This is a genomic window from Methanocella conradii HZ254, from assembly GCF_000251105.1.
Lineage (GTDB): Archaea > Halobacteriota > Methanocellia > Methanocellales > Methanocellaceae > Methanocella > Methanocella conradii.
This window is the reverse complement of record NC_017034.1, coordinates 1,781,065-1,803,083: the sequence shown is the minus strand read 5'-3', so window position 1 is coordinate 1,803,083 and position 22,019 is coordinate 1,781,065. Positions and strand designations below refer to the sequence as shown.

30 protein-coding genes and 1 pseudogene are annotated in these 22,019 nt (G+C 51.6%); 12 read left to right on the top strand and 19 right to left on the bottom strand.

The genetic code is table 11. From position 1 onward, the window contains the following. Nucleotides 1–185: 185 nt before the first annotated feature. The 5 genes and pseudogenes from MTC_RS09395 to MTC_RS09375 all read right to left on the bottom strand — a co-directional run bounded on the left by MTC_RS09395 (nucleotide 186) and on the right by MTC_RS09375 (nucleotide 3,479). Nucleotides 186–974, bottom strand: a complete 789-nt coding sequence (locus tag MTC_RS09395; protein WP_048189291.1) for a hypothetical protein — start codon at nucleotides 972–974, stop codon at nucleotides 186–188. A gap of 383 nt (nucleotides 975–1,357) precedes the next feature. Then, nucleotides 1,358–1,576, bottom strand: a pseudogene (locus MTC_RS13830) (GNAT family N-acetyltransferase); the annotation flags it as partial. 123 nt (nucleotides 1,577–1,699) lie between these two features. Next, entirely contained in the window at nucleotides 1,700–1,984 is a 285-nt protein-coding gene (locus MTC_RS09385; protein ID WP_014406456.1) for a hypothetical protein, read from the bottom strand. A 5-nt stretch (nucleotides 1,985–1,989) separates the two neighbouring features. After that, a complete protein-coding gene (locus tag MTC_RS09380; RefSeq protein WP_014406455.1) occupies nucleotides 1,990–2,976 on the bottom strand; it encodes a homoserine dehydrogenase in 987 nt (328 codons plus the stop codon). Then, nucleotides 2,976–3,479: an amino acid-binding protein gene (locus MTC_RS09375; RefSeq protein WP_014406454.1), complete on the bottom strand. Its 504-nt coding sequence runs from the start codon at nucleotides 3,477–3,479 to the stop codon at nucleotides 2,976–2,978. The genes MTC_RS09380 and MTC_RS09375 overlap by 1 nt, the downstream gene beginning before the upstream one ends. Before the next feature lie 78 nt (nucleotides 3,480–3,557). On the opposite strand from MTC_RS09375, the gene MTC_RS09370 reads away from it, so the two are divergent. Continuing rightward, nucleotides 3,558–4,073 (top strand): nitroreductase family protein, encoded by a 516-nt coding sequence (locus MTC_RS09370; RefSeq protein WP_014406453.1) that lies wholly within the window; start codon nucleotides 3,558–3,560, stop codon nucleotides 4,071–4,073. A gap of 223 nt (nucleotides 4,074–4,296) precedes the next feature. On the opposite strand, the gene cyaB is transcribed toward MTC_RS09370, so the two are convergent. Next, the gene (cyaB, locus tag MTC_RS09365; protein ID WP_014406452.1) at nucleotides 4,297–4,824 is read right to left on the bottom strand and encodes a class IV adenylate cyclase; all 528 of its coding nucleotides are present in this window, start codon (nucleotides 4,822–4,824) and stop codon (nucleotides 4,297–4,299) included. A gap of 112 nt (nucleotides 4,825–4,936) precedes the next feature. Here cyaB and MTC_RS09360 point away from each other — a divergent pair, with 112 nt between their 5' ends. From MTC_RS09360 to MTC_RS09345, 4 genes are all read left to right on the top strand, one after another. Further along, on the top strand, nucleotides 4,937–5,647 hold the full coding sequence (locus MTC_RS09360; RefSeq protein WP_014406451.1) for an FKBP-type peptidyl-prolyl cis-trans isomerase: 711 nt from the start codon (nucleotides 4,937–4,939) through the stop codon (nucleotides 5,645–5,647). Between the two features lie 85 nt (nucleotides 5,648–5,732). Then, nucleotides 5,733–6,416, top strand: a complete 684-nt coding sequence (locus tag MTC_RS09355; RefSeq protein ID WP_014406450.1) for an FKBP-type peptidyl-prolyl cis-trans isomerase — start codon at nucleotides 5,733–5,735, stop codon at nucleotides 6,414–6,416. Between the two features lie 130 nt (nucleotides 6,417–6,546). After that, complete coding sequence (locus MTC_RS09350; protein WP_014406449.1) at nucleotides 6,547–6,888, top strand: PadR family transcriptional regulator; 342 nt, start codon at nucleotides 6,547–6,549, stop codon at nucleotides 6,886–6,888. Further along, nucleotides 6,889–7,827 carry an HAAS signaling domain-containing protein gene (locus MTC_RS09345; RefSeq protein ID WP_014406448.1) on the top strand — a complete coding sequence of 313 codons (939 nt, stop codon included), beginning with the start codon at nucleotides 6,889–6,891 and terminating at the stop codon, nucleotides 7,825–7,827. 16 nt (nucleotides 7,828–7,843) lie between these two features. On the opposite strand, the gene MTC_RS09340 is transcribed toward MTC_RS09345, so the two are convergent. Both MTC_RS09340 and MTC_RS09335 read right to left on the bottom strand, forming a co-directional pair. Continuing rightward, nucleotides 7,844–8,287, bottom strand: a complete 444-nt coding sequence (locus MTC_RS09340) for a UPF0179 family protein (protein WP_014406447.1) — start codon at nucleotides 8,285–8,287, stop codon at nucleotides 7,844–7,846. A gap of 108 nt (nucleotides 8,288–8,395) precedes the next feature. Continuing rightward, nucleotides 8,396–8,890 carry a hypothetical protein gene (locus MTC_RS09335; RefSeq protein ID WP_014406446.1) on the bottom strand — a complete coding sequence of 165 codons (495 nt, stop codon included), beginning with the start codon at nucleotides 8,888–8,890 and terminating at the stop codon, nucleotides 8,396–8,398. A gap of 148 nt (nucleotides 8,891–9,038) precedes the next feature. On the opposite strand from MTC_RS09335, the gene MTC_RS09330 reads away from it, so the two are divergent. Continuing rightward, nucleotides 9,039–9,614, top strand: a complete 576-nt coding sequence (locus tag MTC_RS09330; protein ID WP_014406445.1) for a hypothetical protein — start codon at nucleotides 9,039–9,041, stop codon at nucleotides 9,612–9,614. A gap of 50 nt (nucleotides 9,615–9,664) precedes the next feature. On the opposite strand, the gene MTC_RS09325 is transcribed toward MTC_RS09330, so the two are convergent. From MTC_RS09325 to hisC, 3 genes are read right to left on the bottom strand one after another with little or no spacing between them, the layout of a single operon-like run. Continuing rightward, the gene (locus MTC_RS09325; RefSeq protein ID WP_014406444.1) at nucleotides 9,665–10,300 is read right to left on the bottom strand and encodes a CDP-alcohol phosphatidyltransferase family protein; all 636 of its coding nucleotides are present in this window, start codon (nucleotides 10,298–10,300) and stop codon (nucleotides 9,665–9,667) included. Further along, nucleotides 10,297–10,803: an adenylate kinase family protein gene (locus MTC_RS09320; RefSeq protein WP_014406443.1), complete on the bottom strand. Its 507-nt coding sequence runs from the start codon at nucleotides 10,801–10,803 to the stop codon at nucleotides 10,297–10,299. The genes MTC_RS09325 and MTC_RS09320 overlap by 4 nt, the downstream gene beginning before the upstream one ends. Next, nucleotides 10,800–11,882: a histidinol-phosphate transaminase gene (gene hisC, locus MTC_RS09315; RefSeq protein WP_394296116.1), complete on the bottom strand. Its 1,083-nt coding sequence runs from the start codon at nucleotides 11,880–11,882 to the stop codon at nucleotides 10,800–10,802. The genes MTC_RS09320 and hisC overlap by 4 nt, the downstream gene beginning before the upstream one ends. A gap of 130 nt (nucleotides 11,883–12,012) precedes the next feature. On the opposite strand from hisC, the gene MTC_RS13495 reads away from it, so the two are divergent. Then, on the top strand, nucleotides 12,013–12,165 hold the full coding sequence (locus MTC_RS13495) for a hypothetical protein (protein ID WP_014406441.1): 153 nt from the start codon (nucleotides 12,013–12,015) through the stop codon (nucleotides 12,163–12,165). 175 nt (nucleotides 12,166–12,340) lie between these two features. After that, complete coding sequence (gene albA / locus MTC_RS09310) at nucleotides 12,341–12,625, top strand: DNA-binding protein Alba (protein ID WP_014406440.1); 285 nt, start codon at nucleotides 12,341–12,343, stop codon at nucleotides 12,623–12,625. A gap of 315 nt (nucleotides 12,626–12,940) precedes the next feature. Here albA and MTC_RS09305 read toward each other — a convergent pair whose 3' ends face one another. The 4 genes from MTC_RS09305 to MTC_RS13755 are packed head-to-tail and all read right to left on the bottom strand — an operon-like array spanning nucleotide 12,941 to nucleotide 14,500. After that, the gene (locus tag MTC_RS09305; protein ID WP_014406439.1) at nucleotides 12,941–13,630 is read right to left on the bottom strand and encodes an MBL fold metallo-hydrolase; all 690 of its coding nucleotides are present in this window, start codon (nucleotides 13,628–13,630) and stop codon (nucleotides 12,941–12,943) included. A 44-nt stretch (nucleotides 13,631–13,674) separates the two neighbouring features. Then, nucleotides 13,675–13,851 (bottom strand): hypothetical protein, encoded by a 177-nt coding sequence (locus tag MTC_RS13490; protein ID WP_014406438.1) that lies wholly within the window; start codon nucleotides 13,849–13,851, stop codon nucleotides 13,675–13,677. Beyond that, complete coding sequence (locus MTC_RS09300; RefSeq protein WP_014406437.1) at nucleotides 13,851–14,354, bottom strand: hypothetical protein; 504 nt, start codon at nucleotides 14,352–14,354, stop codon at nucleotides 13,851–13,853. The genes MTC_RS13490 and MTC_RS09300 overlap by 1 nt, the downstream gene beginning before the upstream one ends. Before the next feature lie 17 nt (nucleotides 14,355–14,371). Then, nucleotides 14,372–14,500 carry a hypothetical protein gene (locus MTC_RS13755; RefSeq protein ID WP_272941607.1) on the bottom strand — a complete coding sequence of 43 codons (129 nt, stop codon included), beginning with the start codon at nucleotides 14,498–14,500 and terminating at the stop codon, nucleotides 14,372–14,374. An 85-nt stretch (nucleotides 14,501–14,585) separates the two neighbouring features. Here MTC_RS13755 and MTC_RS09295 point away from each other — a divergent pair, with 85 nt between their 5' ends. After that, nucleotides 14,586–14,729 carry a hypothetical protein gene (locus tag MTC_RS09295; protein ID WP_158308514.1) on the top strand — a complete coding sequence of 48 codons (144 nt, stop codon included), beginning with the start codon at nucleotides 14,586–14,588 and terminating at the stop codon, nucleotides 14,727–14,729. On the opposite strand, the gene MTC_RS09290 is transcribed toward MTC_RS09295, so the two are convergent. The 3 genes from MTC_RS09290 to MTC_RS09280 are packed head-to-tail and all read right to left on the bottom strand — an operon-like array spanning nucleotide 14,730 to nucleotide 17,026. Further along, entirely contained in the window at nucleotides 14,730–15,578 is an 849-nt protein-coding gene (locus MTC_RS09290; protein WP_014406435.1) for an RPA family protein, read from the bottom strand. It lies immediately after the preceding gene. Continuing rightward, nucleotides 15,575–16,561, bottom strand: a complete 987-nt coding sequence (locus MTC_RS09285) for a single-stranded DNA-binding protein (protein WP_014406434.1) — start codon at nucleotides 16,559–16,561, stop codon at nucleotides 15,575–15,577. Before MTC_RS09285 ends, MTC_RS09290 begins: the two co-directional genes overlap by 4 nt. Before the next feature lie 54 nt (nucleotides 16,562–16,615). Continuing rightward, nucleotides 16,616–17,026: a hypothetical protein gene (locus tag MTC_RS09280; RefSeq protein WP_014406433.1), complete on the bottom strand. Its 411-nt coding sequence runs from the start codon at nucleotides 17,024–17,026 to the stop codon at nucleotides 16,616–16,618. Between the two features lie 111 nt (nucleotides 17,027–17,137). Here MTC_RS09280 and MTC_RS09275 point away from each other — a divergent pair, with 111 nt between their 5' ends. After that, a complete protein-coding gene (locus MTC_RS09275; protein WP_014406432.1) occupies nucleotides 17,138–18,946 on the top strand; it encodes a TIM barrel protein in 1,809 nt (602 codons plus the stop codon). A 4-nt stretch (nucleotides 18,947–18,950) separates the two neighbouring features. Here the strand turns inward: MTC_RS09275 and MTC_RS09270 are convergent, their stop codons facing one another. Beyond that, nucleotides 18,951–19,736 (bottom strand): TrmB family transcriptional regulator, encoded by a 786-nt coding sequence (locus MTC_RS09270; protein ID WP_014406431.1) that lies wholly within the window; start codon nucleotides 19,734–19,736, stop codon nucleotides 18,951–18,953. A gap of 109 nt (nucleotides 19,737–19,845) precedes the next feature. On the opposite strand from MTC_RS09270, the gene MTC_RS09265 reads away from it, so the two are divergent. Together MTC_RS09265 and MTC_RS09260 are read left to right on the top strand one after the other, a co-directional pair. Then, nucleotides 19,846–20,085 (top strand): cation transporter, encoded by a 240-nt coding sequence (locus MTC_RS09265; RefSeq protein ID WP_014406430.1) that lies wholly within the window; start codon nucleotides 19,846–19,848, stop codon nucleotides 20,083–20,085. Between the two features lie 4 nt (nucleotides 20,086–20,089). Further along, the gene (locus MTC_RS09260; RefSeq protein ID WP_014406429.1) at nucleotides 20,090–22,006 is read left to right on the top strand and encodes a heavy metal translocating P-type ATPase; all 1,917 of its coding nucleotides are present in this window, start codon (nucleotides 20,090–20,092) and stop codon (nucleotides 22,004–22,006) included. Nucleotides 22,007–22,019 lie beyond the last annotated feature (13 nt).

Below are 22,019 nucleotides of genomic sequence, written 5' to 3'. Positions count from 1 at the left end.
TTTAAACGTTGAAGACTAGAATGTTAACCGGATTAAAATCAAATGGCATCGTCGAGTGTATTAACCCGAATGCTAAAAAAGACGATTATATAAACTAACCAATGATGGCAAAACAATTTATTACTTAATAAAAGATATAAAATAATAATCTTACTATCAACGCCAATGTAATAAGAAAAAAGAGGTTAGGCTTTGGAAACATATCCAAAAGCCGAACCGTATTGCGAATTATATAGGTCTACTAATGTATTGTAACTAGAGACTATTTCACTATTACTGGATATAATAAAATTTTTAAACTGCCGGAGACTTACTATACCATCGTCAGGCATATTATTTATTTGGGCTTGTTTTATCGTATCATCGGTCATGGAAATTAAAATATTACTTTCAGTGCTATAGCCATCTAAAACAGGCCTCGTAGTAATTAACCAGGTATAAAACTCCTGCCCTGTTGTTAGCGACTTACCTTCATTGAATTTATTTAAGAGGGCAGTCGCTTTTTGCATCCAGGTATTCATCTCTACAAATAAACTTTTCGTGGAGATACATAGCTCCTTTAGTTTTTTTGCGTTCTGGACACTATTGGTTAGAGAGGTCTCATTATTTAAGAGTTGTTTATATTCCGAGCTATCCGGATTAAGATATGTACGGTATTTTTGGGATGCATATATGACGTTATCGCAATCTGTAATAAAAACATCCAGTTCATCCATATAAATATCTAAAGAAGCGGTTATCTTCCCTAATGCAGTATAGGCTTCGGCGGTATTGTTGAAATCGTAGTTTATATCTTGCAACATATCGTATACACTTTTATTAAGTTGCTCTAATCGGTCCAGAGAGTTCCCCAGCTCTTGGGTTTTTGCAATATAATCGTTGTATGCTTCCTGTTTTTCCGGGCTTGCTAAAAAAGTGCACGTACACCCGGATAAAAATACGACCGGTGTTAGAACAAATATTATAACTAGCATACATAGCCATCTATTTATATTATACATGGTGGTTGCTCCATAAGCGCTTGTTAAGCATTAAAAAATAAATGCTTTATTGAAATATTAAATTTTTCGGTTCTTCTCCGGATTTAGGATTGACTTTTGTTAGCCGATGTTAGAATAATAAAGAGAAGCTCCACGAACTCCTCAATGACGATAGGAATCCTTTTTTTTCTATTACGTTATTTTAAAGCCAATTCCTCATTATATATCGACTTGCACCGGTCACGAACATCAAAATTCCTCACCCCGTATCTAGAGAAGAGCCAAAAAATAAGGTGTTTTTTAGGGGGCTATAGAAGCTCCACGCTGTAAGTGGTCTCTTGCATCAGATTTTCTAAAGAGCGACGAATCAAGATTTTTTATGCTCTCATTCGTGTCCCGAGTATATCCTTATAGAGAGGTATAGTATTTCTCCTTCCACCGCAATTCGCTAATTGAAACCCGTATTTCTTATAAAAATCGACCGAGTTCTTCTTAGAGTCCACTGTCAAGATACGGCACCCTGCGACCTCGTCCGAGAGTTTTATGGCAACGGCAGTAGCATAATCGAGCATGGCGGTGCCTATGCCCCTTCTTTCATAGTCTCTATGATTATGTCATACACAATATGTGCATAAAAACGTGTCGTAACTACCAAAAAATTTTAGAGGCACAAAAACCAATTTTAAAGAGCGTGGCGAAACATCGGGCTAATTTTGAGATCATCGTTTTTCCAGCCCTTTTAATAGCTCTTCCGTAAAGGCATTAGCCTTCTCAACCAAGCCACTGGAGCATTCAGGGCAAAGGAGCCAGCGCTCATGGCCAACCTTCTCAAGCTGGCCGGATGCGCCCTCCTCGACGATGTCCCTGTCCAGGATGACGCCCCTATCCGTCAGCTTCCCGCATGACTCGCACTTCAAAAGCCGGATGCCACCGCCGACCGTAATCCTGTTGAACTCCCGTACGCAAAGCCGGATGACCTCAGAGATCTGGAGCCTGGCTGCCATACGACCTACCTTGAAGAGGCTATGTAGAGCATATCGCTTAAAATCGCGCTGGCCGTCTCGATGGAGCCCGCGCCCTTTCCTATAACGTATATGTCGCCGGCGAGGGTGGTATGGATGAGGGCGGCATTAAGGGTGCCCTGCACCGCCAGCGGGTGATTCTTAGGCACAAGCCTGGGGCTGACCTTGAGGACGGCCTCCTCGCCATTCGGGCGGACCTCGCCAATGAGCTTTATGACCATGCCAGCCTCTCCAGCCAGCTTCAGGGCTTCAAGGCAAACGCCGGAAATGCCCACGCGGTCCACGTCCTCGAGCTTTACGTCCATCCCGAAGACGGCGTTCGCAAGTATGACGAGTTTCAGAGCGGTATCGATGCCCTCGACGTCATATGTAGGGTCCGCCTCGGCGATTCCCAGCTCCTTGGCCTCGGAGAGCACCATGTCATAAGGAAGCCCTTCGTTTGCCATCCTCGTCAATATGTAGTTGCATGTGCCGTTGAAAATGCCCATTATGCCCGTTATCCTGTTGCCCGCCAGAGGCGCCCTCATCAGGTTGAACACGGGCATGGCGCCTCCTACGGTGGCCTCGAAGAGGAAATGAGCGTTATTCTCCTTCGCGAGGCCTTTCAGCTCCTTATATTTTAAGGCTACAGGCCCCTTGTTCGAGGTCACGACGTGCTTGCCCCGCTTCAAAGCTTCTCTAATATATGAAAGGCCAGGCTCCCCCGTCTTAGCGTCGGTCGGCGTCACCTCGACCAGGATGTCATAATCGTAACCCCTGACGACGTCCATGCTGGACTTGCTCGTCCTCACCAGGCCGCCGTTATTCTTTAATTCCAATACCTTAGCAAGGTCCAGGCCGTCCTCATCTATGACGGCACCCTTAGAATCAGCTATAGCTATGACCTTAAACAGCCCATCCTTACGCTCCGAAAGGACTCTAGCAACTCCCTTGCCAACGTTGCCAAAGCCGATGATTGCCACCTTTAGGGCCATCACATCTCCTCCGTCTCGATGGGCTCAATCAAAAGCAAGTCCTTTTCTTTGGCAATGCTCCTCAAAAGCCTGATGGCCTTTTTCATCTCCTCCTTACCCGCGGCGTTTATTCCGATGCGGGCGGAGGACTTAAGAGAGATCCCTGGCATGCTCATCGCAAGGTCTACCACCTCAGCATAGCCCGTAGAATCAATCTGCTCGATGGTATCCCTTATATCCGAATGTATGATGTGGCCGACCAGGACGACTGTCTTGTGCTCTAGCAGCCTCAGCTGGTTAAACCCGACCACCTTGATGCCCCGCGACTCCAGCTTTTCCTTGAGCGCTCCCAGCCCGTCCTCAATGTCGAATACTACCTGCAATGGTATAGTTCCCCTGTTTGTGCGCTGCTCGTGGTGGTGGACGACGCTCACTATGTTGCCGCCCGCGTCCGATATAGGCTCCAGCGCCTTTACGAGCTGCCCCGGTATGTCCTTAAGCTCCAGGTCCATCGTGATTCTCATTGCATGTCCACCAGTATACCCTTGTAAGGCTCGATACAGCTTAATACGATGTCCTGATATAAATTTATTGGTGGTATCATGGAAGTCGCTGAGGCGGTCGACCTCAGGCGGTCGATTCGCAGATATCAGGATAAGGATGTTCCGGATGGAATGATTAAGGCCATACTAAGGGCCGGCCACATGGCTCCTTCGGCCGGAAACCTTCAGGGCAGGGATTTTGTAATTGTTAAGGATCGTCGTATGAGAGAGCTTATATGTAAGGCTGCCTTGGGGCAGTCGTTCATCGTGGAGGCCCCGGTTTGTATCGTGGTCTGCGCTAACATGAGCCGCTCATCGGAGAAGTATGGCAAGCGTGGGGAGCTTTATGCCGTGCAGGACGCCTCGGCGGCCGCCATGAGCATGATGCTCATGGCCGTTGACCTGGGCCTGGGTACGTGTTGGGTTGGGGCGTTTAATGAGCAGGCCATCTCAGAGTTGTTAGGCATACCTCAGGGCGTCCGGCCTGTCATGCTAATGCCGCTCGGCTTCCCCGACGAGTCGCCCTACGCTCCGCCCAGGCTTGGCGAGAAGCTCGAACACTGGGAGAAATGGTGATGTCTTTTTTACCACAAGGTACACAAAGTTAACACCAGGTTTTTCACCACAAAGAACACAAAAACACAAAGTACACTATTTCCTATATTCAATTTAAAGCATGAGAGCATGACCTATTTATTTTAAAATAATTATATAATTTGTGTTAACTTTGTGTACCTTATGGTGAAAAAGCTGGTGTTTAAGTTGTGAGCTTTGTGGTGAAAAGCGATGCCATATATATTTATTTTTTCGCCAGTAGCATTTCCAGGTATGATTCCCTGATGAGCTCGCCCTCAACTCCAAGTCGCCGCATCTCGCCTATAAGCCAGTCCCGCCTCTCCTCAATATCTTTCGTATCGGAGGCGAGCGCCTCGAGCTCCACGAACTCGCCCAGGCCATCCACCATGTCAAGGCACGCCACTGCATCCCCAAAATGGTAAATCTCACGCGTCTTATGGACCCGAAGCGACCTCGTAAACCCGAGGGAAAGCAGGATGTCCTCCATCCTCCTAAAGTCGGCAACCTCCACCTCTACCTCTTTACGCGTCTTGCTCTTTGCGTCAAGCTTCTTGCCCTTATAGGTCAAAAATACCCGGCCCTCTTCCTTGCGCAGCCTTAGTGCTTCATCCGTCCGGGCGAAATCCCTATGCGGGGCATTAAAATATAAATCCGTCTGTTCCACCCTCCTCTCCAGGGTGGCGCCCTCCTGCCCGAGCCTCCTGCGCAAAGCGCCAGCGTCCACACGGGCCTTAATCTCTATCTCAATCATCAATAGAGAATCAAACGCTTCACATATAACACTTTCACCACACTTATTACCGTAAGGATTATGACATCATAATATCTTTAAGACTACAACATTTAACTAAAAGGTGTCATTTATGGCTATACAGAAAGGAGATTTCATCAAGCTATCATACACGGGCAGGCTCAAGAACGGCGCCGTCTTCGACACCACCGATGCGAATGTCGCCAGGGAGAACGGGGTCTACAACGAAAATGCAAGCTACGGCCCTGAGACCATCATCGCGGGCAAGGGATACGTTGTGGCCGGCCTTGACGAAGATCTTATAGGTAAGGAAGTCGGATACAAGGGCCACGTTGAAGTGCCCCCTGAGAAGGGCTTTGGGTTGAGGCGCCTCGACCTGATCGAGACCATACCGGCGAAGAAGTTCAAGGAAAAGGTTAAGCCGGGCATGCGCGTCCAGGTCCAGGGCAGGACTGGCGTTGTGGAGAGCACCGCGGGCGGCCGCGTGCGCATCAACTTCAACCCGGCGCTGGCCGGGGAGACCCTAATCTACGATTATGCCATTGAAGAGCTCATCGAGGGCACCGACAAGAAGATAGACGCCATACTAAAGATGTACAGCGGCCAGGACATGCAGCACAAGACTGAGGGCGAAAAGGTCATCATCGAAGTCCCCAAGGAGCTCTCGTTCAACCAGCGCTGGCTCATCGCAAAGGGCGTCGCCGCCAGCGAGATCATGGAGCAGGGCAACATAAAAGAAGTGGTCTTCCAGGAGACCTACAAGAAGCCAGAGGCTCCTAAGGCAGAAGAAGCCCCTACCGAGCAACAAGAAAAGAAAGAATAGGCTATAATTTATCTTTTTTTATCTCACAACATTAATGCGTATGGACGCCCATTCCATTAGCTAACGAATATTGCGGATTGATATTATGCCTATTACAAAAGGAGATATTATTAAGCTGTCCTTCACGGGAAAGCTAGAAAATGGGGCGGTCTTCGACACGACGGATGAAAGCGTGGCAAAGGAGAGCGGCATTTTCGACGAGGAAAGGGTCTACAGGCCAATGATCGTAGTCGTAGGCTCGAACACGGTAGTACAGGGCCTGGACGAAGATTTTTTTGGAAAGGAGAAGGGGCATAAGGGCACCGTTATAGTGCCGCCGGAGAAAGGCTATGGGTTCAGGAGCCTGGAGCTTATCGAGACCGTCCCGACGAAGAAGTTCGAGCAGAAGGTGGAGCCTGGCATGTGGGTGGAGTCGGGCGGCAGGGTGGGCGTCGTGGAGAGCGTGAGCGGGGGCAGGGCGAAGGTAGACTATAATGAGCCATTGGCCGGCAAGACCCTTGTTTTTGAGTACACGATTGAGGACGTAATAGAGGGCAAGGAGGATAAGGTGGATGCCATCATTAAAGGCTATATCAGCCCCGATGCGGAATACGTGCTCGAAGGCGATGCCGTGACCATTGAGGTCCCTAAAGACTATAGCATGGATACGGAATGGCTGCTGGGCAAGGTGCTTATCGCCCGCTTCCTGGTTAGCTTTGTCGGCCTCAAGCAGGTAGTCTATAAAGAGGTGTTTACCGAGGCTGACCTGGTAGAGGAGCCTAAAGAATAGGCCGTTATACCGGCTCTTTTTCATTTTTTTTCTGGGCGGCTGCCGAATGCTTTATATACATAGAGTGATACAGTATTGTTTGTGATATAATAGATTATATCACACACTATGTGGTAACGCAAGTGATAGTATGGATGATATTTTGGAGCGCTTCGAAACCGAGGTGAAAAGAGGGGTGATGCAGGTCGCCGTAATGTGCCTACTGGAAAAAGAGCGATACGGCTATGACATCATCAAAAACCTCAAGGAGGCGGGGATAGGCGTGGAAGAGGGCACGCTTTACCCGATATTGAGGCGCCTGGAGGACGAGCGGATATTGAGCAGCCGGTGGGTCACGGAAGGGCCGAGGCCGCGAAAGTACTACGTGATAACTGAATACGGGAAAAAGATTAGAGGAGAATTGCTGGCCTCGCTAAAATCGATTAGCAGGGCCATCGAAAGCCTGGAAAAGGGGATTAATGGAGTGGATTAGATGATCGACACGATCATAGACGATTATATTCGTGATGTTACAAAGGATATGGATGCCTCGCAGCGCGGCGAGGTCGCAAAAGAGCTGAGGACGCACATACTGGATAGCGCAGAAGCCATGGCCGCTGAAGGGAAGGTGGCGGTGGACGAGGCCATCATCAGGCAGGTCATCGACAAGATGGGGCCTGCGGAAAAGATAGCCGCCATGTATCCATCAAGGGAGACGCTCTTTAAAAACCATATGTGGAAGGCCGTCCAGGCCCTCGTCGGCATAGCCGTGGCCTTTCTCATAGTTGCAGCTTTGCTAAGCCTGGTTGCCCCCGGCCAGGTGGACGCGCCGGTGCGTACCATAATCATGGTCGTATCCGCCCTTGCTCTGGCTATCGTGGTCATCTCGGCAATATTTATGGCCATATACTTTTACGAGTCCCGCCTCAAAGCCACGTACGAAGAGCGGCTTAGGCGCTTAAACAAAAGCTTGAGTGACATGACATCGCCTCTAAAGGTGGCGCTATCGATAGCGATGGTCATCTTCTGGCTGGCTATAATAAACCTATTCTGGCAGCAGATACCCTTCCTGATGGGCCTGGAGGAGGGCAGGATGATTAGCCTGCTCACGCCCGACTTCACGGGCTTCCTGCCATATATAAACCTATTAGGGGCATGTACCATCGTGGCTGAGTTATTATTCGTATTCCTCCTCCAGAAATGGGTGCCCGCCATAATCGAGTCGGCGCTGAACGTCGGAAGCGCCCTACTGATAGCATGGGTATACCTGGCATTCCCCTTCAGCCCGGAGTTCACGCCGCTCATCACGGCGATGATCAAGGTTGCATTGCTGCTGTGTATCCTTGGCTTCCTGATGGATGCCGCACAAAAGCTATGGAAGGCGGCGCAATTCTTCATTCATGGCAGCCCGGAAAAAAGCAAGGCTGTCTAAATACAGCCTTTATAATTTATTGCCTCAATTCTACCTTTTTTAGCGTAAGGCCCTTATCGCAGGGTGGCGACTCGTCTAGCACCTCTGAGATGGTATATTTCTCTCCGCTAACCAGCCCTGGAGGGTGGCAAAGGCTATAGGAGGCACATGCGGTATCGCAAGCGGGCTCCTCGTAGACGATCTTAGAGCCATTGAACGCTTTCCTCGACTCGATGGCGACGATTATGGGGCATGGGGTGACCTCTACCGCCCGCACGCATACGTCATGTAAGAAACATTCATGGTCATTCCCGTTGCGGACCCCCACGACCTGGTACTTCTTATCCTTATCCAGGTTCAAGCATACGTTCTTGAGCTTACACTTCTCGCACTCCGCCGCCGCGCCGCGGAAGATGAACTGGATCCCCGGCTTCGCCAGCCGGGCGCCTATTAAAGTTATCGTGATGTTGGACTCGGACATGATCATAACTCCTAAAATGCCGTGTGACGGACAAAATGATAGGCTTAACATGTAATATTAATGTGGCTGTAATCATAAAAATTTTCTCTAATAGAATAGCCTAAAAAATTAATTTTTAATTTCTACCCGTGTCGGCGTATACTTGAAGACCTGCGCCCCCGCCTTTTCCCGGTCATCAGAGTTTGCGCTAGACGCCACCGGCTTAGCCTTATACTTTATGACTTCCCCACCTCTTTTATCTTCATACTTGATGACTTCCGCCTTGATGCTTTCATCGCCTAGAGGCTTGAGGGGCTTATCCACGTATTTGAAACGCTCGCCCTCCGCCTTCTTAGCATCACGCCTCACGATTACGACCTGGCTAGGGTCTATGTCGGGGGGTAACTGCATCAGGGGCTTTATGTCCTCCACGGGCTTACTCACTACAGCCTGGGCCTGGCTGGCGTCGGGCAAAGGCATTGCCGCAGGCGGCCCCTTCATGTCAGATGACACGACAGTCGGCTTCTTAGCGACATCCCCTCTAAGGCGTAAGAAATCGCTTTTTATAGGCGGTTTTTTAGCTCCTTTTTCATTTTTAAAGAGCTTCATCAATTTTTCAAACATTTACCATCCCCTTTACTAAACACCTACATTAGAGTATCTGCTCATAATAATATATCCCTCGCATTAATTAAAACTTACTATGCAATGGCTCTCTATTGGGTAATTTTATGCTGTTCCTAAGCATTTTATTTAGGGGGAGGTAATGATTATGGATGAAAAGTTTAAGAAAGCAATTATTGCAGGAGTGGTGTGCGGGGTCATCTTAATAGTATTGAGCTTTATCTACACGGTCGGCATAAGGCTGGCCTTTGGCAGCGAGCTGCAAAGCTGGCTCAGCGAGCTGCAAAGCTGGCTGGAGCAATATAATGCTGGCTATGCGCCCGAGCAGGGCATACCCGAGGTTCCTATGGGCGTCATAATAGCGGGCGCCGCATCGCTAATATTGATAGCTTTAGGCGCCCTGGCGTTCATCGGTGCTGGGCTGCTGGCTGCCATTATGGGCGCTCAATACATTAAAACGCGTAACGATGCCCTTATTGCGGGCGCGGTGGCCGGAGCCGCCGCCGAGGTCGTACACAGGCCTTTCGCAATGATCTTTTCCATTGTCATGGACATTGTGAGCCCTCTCACCATAGCTCAATATGGGACGACCCCTACGATGATAAGCGCGGCCTGGTCGGCCCTGGGACAGCTCATCTGCTGCTTCCCCGTGGTCCTGGTCTGTGGCGTGGTCTTATCGCTGCTGGGCGCGCTCGCCTATGCCATGCTTAAGCTCAAGGTGTGAGCTTTAAAGGGGCGAAGATGCGGGCTTGCTTTCGAGCTCGCCATAACGCCTCACACTTCTTTTTCGAGAAGCATCTTTCTAGTATGCCATATGCGCTGAAGGGCGGTGATGTGGCTGGCAACGCCGATAATGATGAGCGCCCAGCCCAGCACGCTATAGCTAAAGCCCCACAGGCCAAGCCTTGGCTGGTATACGATATTCAGCGAGCTGGCCATTATCAGGATGGCCATGCGGTCCGCCCTTCCCATGATGCCCCCATAAACACGGCCTACTCCCACGGCCTGAGCCTGAGTGCCGAGGTAGCTGGCGAGCAAGACGCCTGTCAATATCATCATCCCCGCAGTCGCATCGACGTACCCGCCCAGGCAGGCGCCGCCGAAGATTAAGACGTCCGAATACCTGTCAATTACGTGGTCGAGGAAGTCCCCATACCTCGACGCGATGCCCGCCTTTCTGGCCAGCAGGCCGTCCGCCCCATCCAGTAAGGCGTTGAGGAACGCCAGGGCGAGGGCTAGAAATAGCGTTACGCTGCTGCCCATCGAAAAATAGTAGCAAATGCCGGAGAGCAGCGCAAATATCAGGGATAGCACCGTCACGGCGTTCGCCGTCACCCTATGCGTATGAAAAACGTTCACTATAGGCTCCAGGAGTATGGAGCCAACCGATCGGAAGGATTCTATCGTCATAGGAAGGCCTCCTCACTAAAGTCCACGCTTCCAGGGGCATACTTATCCGTGCCCCTTATAATCTCGACCAAGGCATCCCTTACCTGTGTAGGCGTGAGGTTTGTCGTATCGACTTCATAAACCTTTTTACCGGTTTCTAGCGCCTCTATGAGTATGGCGTCAAGCGCCTCAGCCTCCACGTTCTCCGAGATTTTCGCCTCGCTCCACCCCCTCCTTCTCAGGCGCTCACGCAGCGCCCCAGGGGATGCCCTTAACACCACTATGGCGTCCACCGGCATGAGGTGGGATACGTGCCCCTCCAGTATTATGTCGCCTTCCATGCCCTCCACAAGCCTAGACAGCCTCTCAACGTCCGCTATGAGGCAGCCCCGTTCCTCGTCGATGCCCTCATAGTAGCCGGATTTTATAAGATCGTTAAGGTGAATGACGATGAAGCCTGCGTTAGCCATGTCCGCGACTGTGGACTTGCCCGTGCCAGGGGTGCCGGTTAGCGCGATCTTCATAGGCCACCTTTAATTTCGCTCAGGGCTTCAACGAGCCTCCTGTTCTGTGCGGGAGTGCCCACGGTAACGCGGACAAAGGCGTCTCCCATGCCCCGGAACGAGGCGCAATCCCTCAGGATGATGCCCCTCTTCATGCATTCTTCCACCACATACCCCGACTTCAATGGCGAGACGTCCATCAATATAAAATTCGCCTCGGATGGGAACGTCCTGAACGGTATTGCGCCCCTCAAAAACTCTCTGCCCTTTCTGACTATATCAATGGACCTCTTATAGTGTTCTACGTCGCCGAGGGCGCCAATGGCAGCGGCCACGGATATCCTGCTGATGCTGTGTGGCGTGGCGGCCTTCATGTACTGGCCCTTTACCCACGATGGGACGAAGGCGTAGCCTATGCGCAGGCCTGCCAGTCCCCATGCCTTGGACATCGTTCGGCCCACGATGACGTTATCATACTTTTTCACCAGCCCTATGGCGCTCCCATCAGAAAAGTCAATGTACGCCTCATCGACGAACACGAGGCACTCGACTGATTCCGCAATAGCCCTGACATCCTCAAGAGGGGTAATATTACCTGTAGGATTATTAGGGGATGTGACGAAAATGAACCTTGTACGCTTGTTCACGTTATTGAGGACGTCCTCCACGTCGATGCTGTAATCCGGCTTACGCCTGGAAAAGACAGGGCTGGCGCTGCAAAAGCTGGTGACGTTCTCGTAGTATGAGAAAGTGGGCAATGGTATGATGGACTCGTCCCCCTTGTCCATGAAAACGCGCAGCAGCGTCTCGAGCACGCCATCCATGCCCGGGCCGGCGACTATGTTCTCAAGCGGCATATTATAATGAGCGGCCAGAGCCTCCTGTAGCTCTATAGCGTCGACGCTGGGGTATAAATGGGCGGAACCTGCTACTTCCTTTATTGCCTCCACCGCCTTCGGGCTGGGGCCCAGGCAATTCTCATTCGAGGCGAGCTTGATCACGTCGCTCTCCCGGATGCCATAAGAGCGGGCGACCTCTTCTATGTTCCTTCCCGCCACGTATTCCTTCATCTTAGCTATCGCCGGCTTGGGACTGATCAATGAAAACACCCGCCTGAACAATTATCGAGTCCTAGCTTAAAGAATTTACCATGCCGCAAATCTACCCTGCGCTCCTCCGCTATAAATCTAGCTTGATATTATATATAAAAAGGCCATCTTCTCCCTTACTATGGCAGAAGAAAAAGTTTCATCATGCACCGCATGCATGCATTGCGGCGCCGAGATTAAGATAGGCGAAGATGAGGAGTGCCCAGGCTGCCACAGGAACATCGACGAGTGCATCGTGGACACGAGCGTAACAAGCTCAATATACCCGATGTAACTCCACAGGCTGGCACGACACTATTTTTTATATTTTACGCTTAGCGAAGCTTTTCTCTCCCACATCATTAATATAAAATCTATTGCTATATTATAAAGCGCTGGTGGAAAAAGCTATATCATCCTCTAACGCTATAATTAAGGGTTAACAGAGGTTTGCATCGGAGGGCCATACAATGCCAGAGGACAACGTGATCTATGTCGGGAACAAGCCGGTGATGAACTACGTGCTCGCCGCCGTAACTCAATTCAACGAAGGGGCCAGGGAAGTCACCATCAAGGCGCGGGGGAGGGCTATTTCCCGTGCCGTAGATACCGCTGAAGTTATCAGGAACAGGTTTCTAATGGACGTCGTCATCGATAAGATCCAGATTGGCACCGAGGAGCTGAAGAGCGAGAAGGGGGATTCCATCAAGGTGTCATCGATAGAGATCTTTCTCAAGCGCTCCACGCCTACATGAAAACGACTGTCTTTTCATCTTTTCTGTAGCTTTCATTATCAATGGATGCGCACGCCCTTATTTTGACCAGCGTCGATCAAAAATAAAGGGTGAGCGGGTTGGTAGGGGATGGATTGGATTGTGCAGTTATAAAAACGGCATTTCACCCGCTCAAGAACTTATTATGTAAACTAGTATGATAAATACTTTGCTGATTAATGCCATCGATATTGTTTTCACGATGTAAAAAATTTGGTTTTTAGAAATAAAACCCAATTTTGAGCGGCTCCTCCTCATGCGGATGCTTATATAGCATTGACGCTTGCCCTTTTAATCTTAACGTTTTAACTCGTGGCATAGCTCCTTCACCTTATCCGAGGCGTTGCCTATGACGGGTTTGCCATGCCCTGGGAGCAAGACGTTGAAGTCCAGCCCGGCCATCCTCTCTATTGCTTCTATGGCTTTTTCGCCATTCTCTGTGAATTTCGGGTGCGGCGCGGCAATCTTACCGTTAAGCACCCTTATCGTGTCGCTCGAAAAGAGGATCCCGCGCTCCCTGCTGTATAGCCCGATGCTGCCAGCGCTATGGCCGCTCAGCAGGATGGCCTCGAAGCCGCCGGGGACGCCTATCTTATCGCCATCCTTCAGGCGGACGTCCACTTTCACCGGAGTGTACCTGTAGTAGAGCCTCAATAGCCTTATAAAGGCCCCGAAAAAGCCGCCGACCCCCCTGATTGGCCGCCTGCCCTCTATTACCTCAGAGTCCTGCTCGCTCGCCATCACCAGCGCCCCCGTGTCGGCCTTAAGCCTGCCCAGGCAATTTATATGGTCGATGTGGGCGTGGGTTATGACTATTCGCCTTATATCCTTTGGCCCGTAGCCGAGCTTTCCAAGGCAGTCGTATATCCTCTTCTCATTTCCCTTCAGCCCTGTATCGATGAGCGTGACCCCATCGCCCACGATGAGGTACGTATTGCATCCTATGGAGCCGTCCACCAGGTGGACGCCCGGAACCAGTTCTGACATTTTATCAGCCACTATTCGCTCATTAGGCTAAAACATGACGGTCATCATCGCTTTATTTTTTCCCCTGGTAGAATCCTGAGTATGGCCCAGACACATGCCACGGCCACGAATAGCCAGAACACGTCCCACGGATTGATGGGCAGGAGACGAAGGACGGCAGCGAGCATTACCAGCAGGAGGAATCCAAGCACGGCCACCCAGACGCTGAACCTTAGCCTCATCACAACACCTTGAGCTTGTGCCGGTAGCTGAAGCGCTCCTCTTCCGGTATATGCTGCATGGCTATCGAGCGTATCTCCATCATGATGTCCCGCTGGAGCTTGCCCTCGAGGTACTCAGAGACGTCGCTTGACCCATCCTCTTCCATGTGCCTTATGACGCGAGGCATGTAATTAGAGGCAAAGTCGTAGCGGTCGACGAATGCCCTTTCCATGGCCAGGCGGGCGATAAGGGCTATATAGTTTGCCATCCTGACATCCAGGTCTGTCGCCGCCTTTTTCAGGTCGAACCCCACGAGGCTTAATTCGGGCTTTTCTATGCCCGCCTCCCTCATCGCCTTCTCGAACTCGGCGTAAATGCGTAGGGATATCGCCTTTATAAAGAGGTCGTAGGACCTCTTATCGGTAATAGGGGAAAGGCCTACCATGGCGCTCGAGGGCTCCATACATCCGATAATGGGCGCCTCGTCAACCTTAGGCTTTGTGTGGGCTTTCTTAGCGGTCATTCTGCGCCTCACCATCCCTAATCATTAAAAAGGCTTCCTTGCATAAGTGCTTTTTTGTCCATTAAGAAAGCTTTATAAGCGATAAAGCCAAAAAATTTAAGTGCGGCATCAATAGCAGTAATTATAGCGGCAGCCATCATTTTCATTTTCAACTATATGAGCAAGCGTGCCGCCAATAAAATGGCCTCGAAAGCCGAAAAGCCTTATACAGTAAAGCCAGTAAGGCCTGAGATGAAAGGGACGGCCACAGTAAAGAAGCCAGCTAAAAAGAGTGATGACCTCTCGCAAGACTACCTCTACGGGCTAGTCATGGGCAAGGGCGAAGATAAGGGCCAGCAGGCAGAAAGCCCAATTGGCTTGAAGAAAAAGGGATGATCAGGTTAGCTTTAGGATGCCTATACGAGGCTCATAGCATCGGCCCGCATCCATGAGCGCATTCAGCGTTTTTTCAACCATCGCCTCATCGTAGCCCAGCTTAAACGACGCCTCGAGCAGCGCCTCATATCTCACGCCACCGCCCCTGTCCAGCCTCTTTATCAAGCCCTCTATGGCGGCCATCGCCATACCATCGCATGAGGCATCCGCCTTTTGAGGCGGCGCCACGTCTACGATGGCGGAGAGGGCGTCAACGACCATTTTCCGGTAGGCGTGCATCCTGTCCCGGATGGCGGGGTAATGGTCCAAAGCCCTGGCTATGCCTGCAGCATCGCACGTGAAGGGCCTCATATACCTTTCTAGCTCCGCGCCCCTGAGGCCGCTTTCCACGGCTCTCTCCATGTTCTTTATAGCCTCTAGCGTGAATAGCGCGGTGTTGTATATCCACCGGTTCCTCACGTACTCGTCTACAACGTTTATCTCTTCCGGCCTGATGGACGTATAAAACGTGTCCCTTTCCGGGTTGAACACCCTGGCCTTTCCTACTACGGCGACGTATGCCGGAGTCTTTGCAGACGATAAGAATAGCGCTGCTGAGGGCTGGTACTCTCCCGCATAAACCGTGAACACGCCGGTAGGATCGGCGACCCTGGCCCTGTGCATGGCCTGGCCCCCTGTGCCTATGCTCTCTACTTCCGTGAGCACTCCCACCACGAATACCCTGTTGCATATGACGCCTGACGGGGTGACGATGAAGTTCGCTGAGCGCTCGGCGCTTTCGCCTTGCTGCAGGTTAGAGTCGTTGAACTCCCTCGCGAAAACCCTCCTGGCCACCTCACGCTCGCTCATCGCATTCCCACCATGAGCTCTTTTGCGAGTTTGCCCACGTCTTCTTCTGGCCTCTTAACCCAGGACGCTATCAATATCCTGCCATAGTCCCCGCAGGTCACGTTACCCCTTATGACTAAAGGCTTCCCTATCAACGCCGCCCTGACGCGCTCCTCGACGTTATCGCTTTCCTGCGCAAGCGCCATTTCAAGCTCTATCCCCAGTATGGCTCTGGTCATGGCCCTGTCGAAGACGCATATCATGGAGCCCGTCCCGTCGTCAATTATGGCCTTTATTCGGAGGTCTTTGACGCCTTCCGCCCTGCCGTGTGCCCTACACTGGCCCTTCTGCATGACTCTGCTGCACACAGGGCACCGCTCAATGAGCCCCGATCCCGGCCTTATGGAAACGATATCCCCCTCTACTTCAACGTCATAAGCCCCCTCCCCATCGGCCAGCTCTGCGAGGCTGCACCGCCTCGTGACATAGCCTGGCACCTTCCCTTCAAACTCCTCGACGAGCGACCTCTCCCCTATGTTCACGCTCGGCATGCCGTGGAACCTGCTCACGTACACGTTCTTTGCCAGCACGGCCTTCCCCGAGAATAAAGCAGGCGAGTCCACCCACGAGGTGAAGTGCACCCTGGCCGTCGAGTCCTCCAGCATGCCATTTATTACGGTCATCTTGCCCGTTGGCGTTGTAATCTCTCGATACCTGGGCTCGAGGACGTTGGCCAAAATGGTGACCCCGGCATCCCCACTTCTCAAGTCTTTTAATAACTTCACCGGGCTGCACATAGCGTCGACGGGTTTCTTCTCCATCACAGGCCCACAAGAATCGTCCGCGACCTCCTTCGAGTGCTTCTTGATGATGCTCCGCCGGGCCTCCTCGGGCGGCACCTTAAAATCCACGATAAGAAGAGTCAATTCCTTTTCCAGTACCTCCCTATCCACTCCAAGCGCCCGGTTTAGCTCGTCTATAATGGGCGCAATTAGCTCGTCCATTAAAACCACCAATAACACTCTATTATAATAATCGAGTAGAAAAAGCTGTTGTTCTCATCTCGTGAAGCGGAGGAACTTTAAGATGTAGAAGGCGTTGACGATGAATACGGCAGCCATGAGGTATAGGTATATGGTGTTAAACAGGTCAAGGCCCGGCCTCATGATAAGGTCGATTATCGCATAGCCGAGGTACGCCTCTATGAATACCGTTATTATCATCATGCCATAGTAGAAAGCGCTCTGGCTCCTCAGGGCCTGCTCATTGCTCCTGTTAAAGCTTTCTATGAGCTTTTTCTGCTCGCTGGTCAGGTTTAGCGTCGCTATGTACTCCTCCAACTCTTGCCTGTCCAATTCATCCTCTATCTTCGTCGTCCTGAGACCATATCGACGCTGGTTAATCTCGTCTATCTTTTTATTGATAAGCTCGATCTTTCGCGCGGTGTCAGGGTCGAGTTGCATTTCCATTACGGTCGATTATTAAGCTCGCGCTAGGGCGATAAATAGCTTTTCATCATGCCCCGAGTTGCAAAAAAGATATAATGTGGGCATGATGATTATCTCAAGCAGGGCATTGAATTGAAGCTATCGTTCTCCCACAGGCTACAGTCTGAAAGCGATGTTTGGGCAATACAATCGCTAGAGGACCATGGCTTTGGCTGCTGCGAGCTCTTCTTCCCGGAGAGGGAGCCTATCGACGCCCAGACGCTAAAGCTCGTCGAGGAGGTGTCGGGCACGACAAGCCTGACGCTTACCGCCCACCTGCCCTATAAGAACATCAACATCGCCAGCGTGTACCAGTACGTGAGGGAGAGCAGCATAGAGCTTTTTATAGAAATGATAGATAGCCTGTCAGACTACGTGCGGCTGGTCACCCTGCACACGGGCTACGCCTCGCCATCCGTAAGCGGCGGCCTGGAAAAGGCTATCGAGAACAACGTGCTAAGCCTGGCGAAGATTTGCGGCCACGCGGGACAGTATGACATCGTGGTGGGCGTCGAGAACGCGATGAACGAGAAGTATATGGTGGGCAGGAATGTCCAGGAGATGATGCAAATCATCAAGAGGGTGAACCGCGGCAACGTAGGTCTTACCTTCGACGTCGGCCACGCCATGCTTACCGGCAACGTTGAAGACTATGTGAATATGAAGGAGTACGTTGTCGAGGTACACCTGCACGATAATTTCGGCTATACTGATGAGCATCTAGGGCTAGGCCAGGGAAAGATTGACTGGGGCTATGTTTATAGGCACGTCAAAGACCTGGATTGCCCGCTGGTGCTGGAGCAGAGGACTATAGAGGAGACGATGGAGAGCCTGAAGTACTGGCAGGGCCTCTCCTCAGAGTCCAGCCCATACTACAGGCTTAATAAGCTTATAGGCGAGATCCGCTCGGAGAAGGACCCGAGGCATCTTCTGCCCATCAATAACGAGATGATAAGGCTGTGCGAGAACGTCCTCGCCCTTGGAGGGACGGGCAGCAGCATAAACCACATCGTCTCTTCCTGCAGGGAAGCGATGGCGTTCAGCGTAGCAGAGCTAGTCCTGGAGGAGATGAAGTATTCGATGGGGCCTCCAAGGCATAGGTTCGCCCTAATGGCCGTAGGAAGCTTCGGAAGGGAGGAGATGTCAGTGGAATCCGATCAGGACACAATCCTGGTGCTCGACGATACGGTGGACGATGGGGGGCGCACCTTTTTTAAGATGTTCTCGGAGAGCCTGGTCTCTAGGCTTTCTGCCGCAGGATTCCCACGGTGCAGGGGCAACATGATGGCGAGCAACCCGAAGTGGAGGGGCACCATCACAGAGCTTTTGGCCAGGCTTGACACGACATACGAGCGCTCGGTCATCATGGACGCCCGCTTCATCTTTGGCGACCGGCCGCTGGCAAACCGCTTCCTGAAAACGCTCCACTATACGCTTAACACCGATCCCACCTATGCCATGGAGCTCGCCATATCAGCCATAAAGGCGGACGTGGGCCTGGAGGGCGACTCGTTCAGGCTGGAGTACTTCGCCGGCTCCGAGGACGCCTTCAACATCAAGAGGTATGGCTTCAGGATATTCAGCCAGGCCATAAAGGCGCTATCCGTCAAGTACCACATAACCAGGACTAATATAGCGGATCGCCTCTGGAAGATGTACGACCTTGGGGTCATCGACAGGAAGTCGATAGACCGGTACATATTCGCGTATGACCAGCTCTCCCGCGTGATGATGCTCGGCTACGTTCAGAACATCCAGCGGGGCATAGTGAGTAACGAGTACATCTTTCCATTTTCGCTATCCAGGAAGGACCGTGAAGGCCTCAAAGAGGCGCTTCGCATCGTCAGGGACTTGCAGGGCCTGTGTAGCAGCCAGTTCGCCATCGCCCGCACAATGCTATGAGGCTCTAACTTTGAGGCCTTATGGAGGCTACTTCCCACATCAGGTTGAAGTTGCTCTGCATAAGGGAGGCGACCTCGTGGTTGGGCGTCCACATGGCTATGGCATTCTCGACGTCGGGCACGTCATCCGTCACCTTCGAGAACATTATTAGTATCTCGCGGCCATCGATGACCACGAACTTGATGAAAGGCGTCTTATAAAGCCTGATTTCGGAGGCTGCGCCTGATAATGCGCCCAGCAGGTCGAGCTCGCCCTCTTTAAGCGCTATCCTCGGACGGGTGATGATGCGGACCCTTACGCCCCTCTTACGCGCCCTCTCCATTTCCTTCCTTATGCGGCCAATCTCTCCTGGCGAATAGAGCGCCCCCAGCAATAATATATCATGTCTCGCCCTATCCATCATGTCTACCATGCGAGATGAAATGTTATCCATGCCACGGATGAGCCACACCCTGGGTGACTCCTTGTCCATCTGCCTGTCATAAATGGAAGAAAGCTCCGAAGCCGCATATTCAATATCTGAGTAAAGGATGGCCTTGCGCTCATCGATGGCGTCCTTTGGCCGCCTGGGCTTATACTTCATGGGCCGGCCCCTCTCTACGCTTACCCAGCCCTCCTCTTCCAGCCTCTTAAGCACCTCATAAATCTTAGACCTTGGCACCTCGGCCTCCCGGGCTACCTCTCCCGGAGACGATGGCCCTATGGCCACGAGTGCCGCATATGCTTTGGAGCCATAGTACGTTAGCCCCATCTTTTGCAAAGTATTAATGACCTTCTCATCCAGAAGCATAAAATATTATGTATCATATCACCTTATAAAAGTTACACTATTTTTAAATATGCCAGATAGCGTTAAATAGGTTCGTATAGATACGTAAATTATTATTTACGGTGAGCATATGGAAGCGAAAGAACAGAAAAAAGTCGTACTAATGCTGGAGAACCTGAGCTGTCCGGATTGCGCCATGAAGATAGGGGCTGCATTAAAGCATAGCAAGGGCGTATTTGATGCGGAAGTGCTATACACCACGAGCAAGGTAAGAGTCGTCTATGACCCTAAGCTCACGAAGGCCGAGAATTTCGTCAAGATCATCGAGGATATAGGCTACGGCGTTAAGGAGATCAAGCATTTAAGCTAAAGATATGGCCTTCGATTTTAAAAAGCTTTACCGCCGGAACCTGAAGCTTATCATAACGGTGGCTTCTGGCGCCCTAATCGTGCTGGCTTACGCGTCGGGCGAATTGAGGCATGCCAATCTGAGCAGCGCGCTCTGGGTTCTGGCGGCCATCGTGGGCGGATTTGACATAGCGAGGAGCGCCGTAGCGCAGCTTCGCTATAAGGTGCTGGGAATCCAGGCGCTGGTTAGCATCGCCGCTGCTGGAGCCATCCTGATAGGGGAGTACTGGGAGGCCGCTGTAGTAGTATTTCTCTTCACTTTTGGTGGATACCTGGAGGCGCTAACCATTGATAAGACGAGGAGCTCTCTCCGTGCCTTGATGAGCCTGACGCCTACCGTCGCATCCGTGAGGAGAGGTGACGATATCGTGGCCGTGGCACCGGAAGAAGTGAAGCCGGGCGAGATAGTCGTGATAAAGGCAGGAGAAAAGATACCTGTGGACGGCGTGGTCGTTAAAGGCGAAGCGCAGGTCAACCAGGCCTCCATCACGGGAGAGTCTGTGCCAGTAGGAAAAAGCCCGGGAGACCATGTTTTCAGCGGCACCATAAACGAGGTCGGCTTCATTGAGGCCCGGACCGAGCGGAGCGGGGAGGATACCACTTTAGCGCGAATAATCGCCCTTGTGGAGGAGGCACAGGAGCAGCGCGCCCCCACGCAGCAGCTTATCGAGCGCTTTTCCAGGTACTATACGCCTGCCATCATCGCCCTATCAGTCATAGTGTTCATCGCTAGTGGGGACCCATTGATATCCTTAACCCTGCTGGTCATATCCTGCCCTGGCGCGCTCGTCATCTCCACGCCGATAGCGGTGGTGTCAGGGATAGGGAACGCCGCGGGGCACGGGATATTAATCAAAGGTGGCGCACATCTGGAGCGGGCGGGGCGAATAAGCATTGTGGCGCTCGATAAGACGGGCACGCTGACAAGAGGGGAGCTTGAAGTGGTCAAAGTAAAGGCATTCGATGGCTCTCCGGAAGACGCCATTTTCAAGGCGGCAGTGGCTGAAAAGATGTCCGAGCACCACCTAGGGCGGGCCATCTTAAAAAAGGTTAAAAAAGGCGTCGTAGTGCCCGATCCGTCCGATTTTAAGGTGCTGCCTGGCAAAGGCGTCATGGCCACGTATGAAGGAAGAAAGCTCGTAGTGGGAAACCGCAGGCTCCTGTCTGAGAGCGTTTTCTCGCTTAGCGAGGAGCATGAGGCATACGTGAGGGATGAGGAAGAAAGCGGGAACACGGCCATATTCCTCATAGAAGATGGACGGCTCCTGGCCGTAATTTCGCTGGCAGATGCGATAAGGGAAGAAGCCTGGGGACTTGTCGCCAGGCTCAAGAAGGCAGGGATAAAGAAAGTGGTCATGCTCACCGGCGATAATGAGCGGACTGCCAGGGCAATCGCTGAAAAGCTGGGCATAGACGAATATCATGCTAGCCTGTTGCCGGAAGATAAGGTGGAGGCTATAAAGCAGCTTAAAAAGGAAGGCATTGTGGCCATGGTTGGCGATGGCATAAACGACGCGCCTGCGATGGCGGCCGCTGACATCGGCATAGCGATGGGCGCTGCTGGCACTGACGTGGCAATAGAGGCGGCGGACATAGCACTCATGGCAGATGACCTGAACAGGATAGGCTATGCTATAGGCCTGAGCAGGAAGACTCTTGGCATCATCATGGAGAACACGGCCTTCTCCATCCTGGTCGTACTATTGCTGGTGGCCGGAGTTCTCTTCAAGTCGGTCGTCCTGGCGTCGGGCATGTTCATCCATGAGGCAAGCATATTTATCGTCATTATTAACGGCATGAGGCTTTTAAGGTACGGCGAGGTGAAATTAAACGATGTTAAGTCGAGCGGTACCGCCGCCATACATAGATTTTATTACCAATGACGATATATTATCT

Excerpts from the sequence above, each read along its gene's own strand:
- MTC_RS09395 (WP_048189291.1), bottom strand. The coding sequence starts at position 974 with ATGCTAGTTATAATATTTGTTCTAACACCGGTCGTATTTTTATCCGGG.
- MTC_RS09385 (WP_014406456.1), bottom strand. The coding sequence starts at position 1,984 with ATGGCAGCCAGGCTCCAGATCTCTGAGGTCATCCGGCTTTGCGTACGG.
- MTC_RS09380 (WP_014406455.1), bottom strand. The coding sequence starts at position 2,976 with ATGGCCCTAAAGGTGGCAATCATCGGCTTTGGCAACGTTGGCAAGGGA.
- MTC_RS09375 (WP_014406454.1), bottom strand. The coding sequence starts at position 3,479 with ATGAGAATCACGATGGACCTGGAGCTTAAGGACATACCGGGGCAGCTC.
- MTC_RS09370 (WP_014406453.1), top strand. The coding sequence starts at position 3,558 with ATGGAAGTCGCTGAGGCGGTCGACCTCAGGCGGTCGATTCGCAGATAT.
- cyaB (WP_014406452.1), bottom strand. The coding sequence starts at position 4,824 with ATGATTGAGATAGAGATTAAGGCCCGTGTGGACGCTGGCGCTTTGCGC.
- MTC_RS09360 (WP_014406451.1), top strand. The coding sequence starts at position 4,937 with ATGGCTATACAGAAAGGAGATTTCATCAAGCTATCATACACGGGCAGG.
- MTC_RS09355 (WP_014406450.1), top strand. The coding sequence starts at position 5,733 with ATGCCTATTACAAAAGGAGATATTATTAAGCTGTCCTTCACGGGAAAG.
- MTC_RS09350 (WP_014406449.1), top strand. The coding sequence starts at position 6,547 with ATGGATGATATTTTGGAGCGCTTCGAAACCGAGGTGAAAAGAGGGGTG.
- MTC_RS09345 (WP_014406448.1), top strand. The coding sequence starts at position 6,889 with ATGATCGACACGATCATAGACGATTATATTCGTGATGTTACAAAGGAT.
- MTC_RS09340 (WP_014406447.1), bottom strand. The coding sequence starts at position 8,287 with ATGTCCGAGTCCAACATCACGATAACTTTAATAGGCGCCCGGCTGGCG.
- MTC_RS09335 (WP_014406446.1), bottom strand. The coding sequence starts at position 8,890 with ATGTTTGAAAAATTGATGAAGCTCTTTAAAAATGAAAAAGGAGCTAAA.
- MTC_RS09330 (WP_014406445.1), top strand. The coding sequence starts at position 9,039 with ATGGATGAAAAGTTTAAGAAAGCAATTATTGCAGGAGTGGTGTGCGGG.
- MTC_RS09325 (WP_014406444.1), bottom strand. The coding sequence starts at position 10,300 with ATGACGATAGAATCCTTCCGATCGGTTGGCTCCATACTCCTGGAGCCT.
- MTC_RS09320 (WP_014406443.1), bottom strand. The coding sequence starts at position 10,803 with ATGAAGATCGCGCTAACCGGCACCCCTGGCACGGGCAAGTCCACAGTC.
- MTC_RS13495 (WP_014406441.1), top strand. The coding sequence starts at position 12,013 with ATGGCAGAAGAAAAAGTTTCATCATGCACCGCATGCATGCATTGCGGC.
- albA (WP_014406440.1), top strand. The coding sequence starts at position 12,341 with ATGCCAGAGGACAACGTGATCTATGTCGGGAACAAGCCGGTGATGAAC.
- MTC_RS09305 (WP_014406439.1), bottom strand. The coding sequence starts at position 13,630 with ATGTCAGAACTGGTTCCGGGCGTCCACCTGGTGGACGGCTCCATAGGA.
- MTC_RS13490 (WP_014406438.1), bottom strand. The coding sequence starts at position 13,851 with ATGAGGCTAAGGTTCAGCGTCTGGGTGGCCGTGCTTGGATTCCTCCTG.
- MTC_RS09300 (WP_014406437.1), bottom strand. The coding sequence starts at position 14,354 with ATGACCGCTAAGAAAGCCCACACAAAGCCTAAGGTTGACGAGGCGCCC.
- MTC_RS13755 (WP_272941607.1), bottom strand. The coding sequence starts at position 14,500 with ATGAAAATGATGGCTGCCGCTATAATTACTGCTATTGATGCCGCACTT.
- MTC_RS09295 (WP_158308514.1), top strand. The coding sequence starts at position 14,586 with ATGAAAGGGACGGCCACAGTAAAGAAGCCAGCTAAAAAGAGTGATGAC.
- MTC_RS09290 (WP_014406435.1), bottom strand. The coding sequence starts at position 15,578 with ATGAGCGAGCGTGAGGTGGCCAGGAGGGTTTTCGCGAGGGAGTTCAAC.
- MTC_RS09285 (WP_014406434.1), bottom strand. The coding sequence starts at position 16,561 with ATGGACGAGCTAATTGCGCCCATTATAGACGAGCTAAACCGGGCGCTT.
- MTC_RS09280 (WP_014406433.1), bottom strand. The coding sequence starts at position 17,026 with ATGGAAATGCAACTCGACCCTGACACCGCGCGAAAGATCGAGCTTATC.
- MTC_RS09270 (WP_014406431.1), bottom strand. The coding sequence starts at position 19,736 with ATGCTTCTGGATGAGAAGGTCATTAATACTTTGCAAAAGATGGGGCTA.
- MTC_RS09265 (WP_014406430.1), top strand. The coding sequence starts at position 19,846 with ATGGAAGCGAAAGAACAGAAAAAAGTCGTACTAATGCTGGAGAACCTG.
- MTC_RS09260 (WP_014406429.1), top strand. The coding sequence starts at position 20,090 with ATGGCCTTCGATTTTAAAAAGCTTTACCGCCGGAACCTGAAGCTTATC.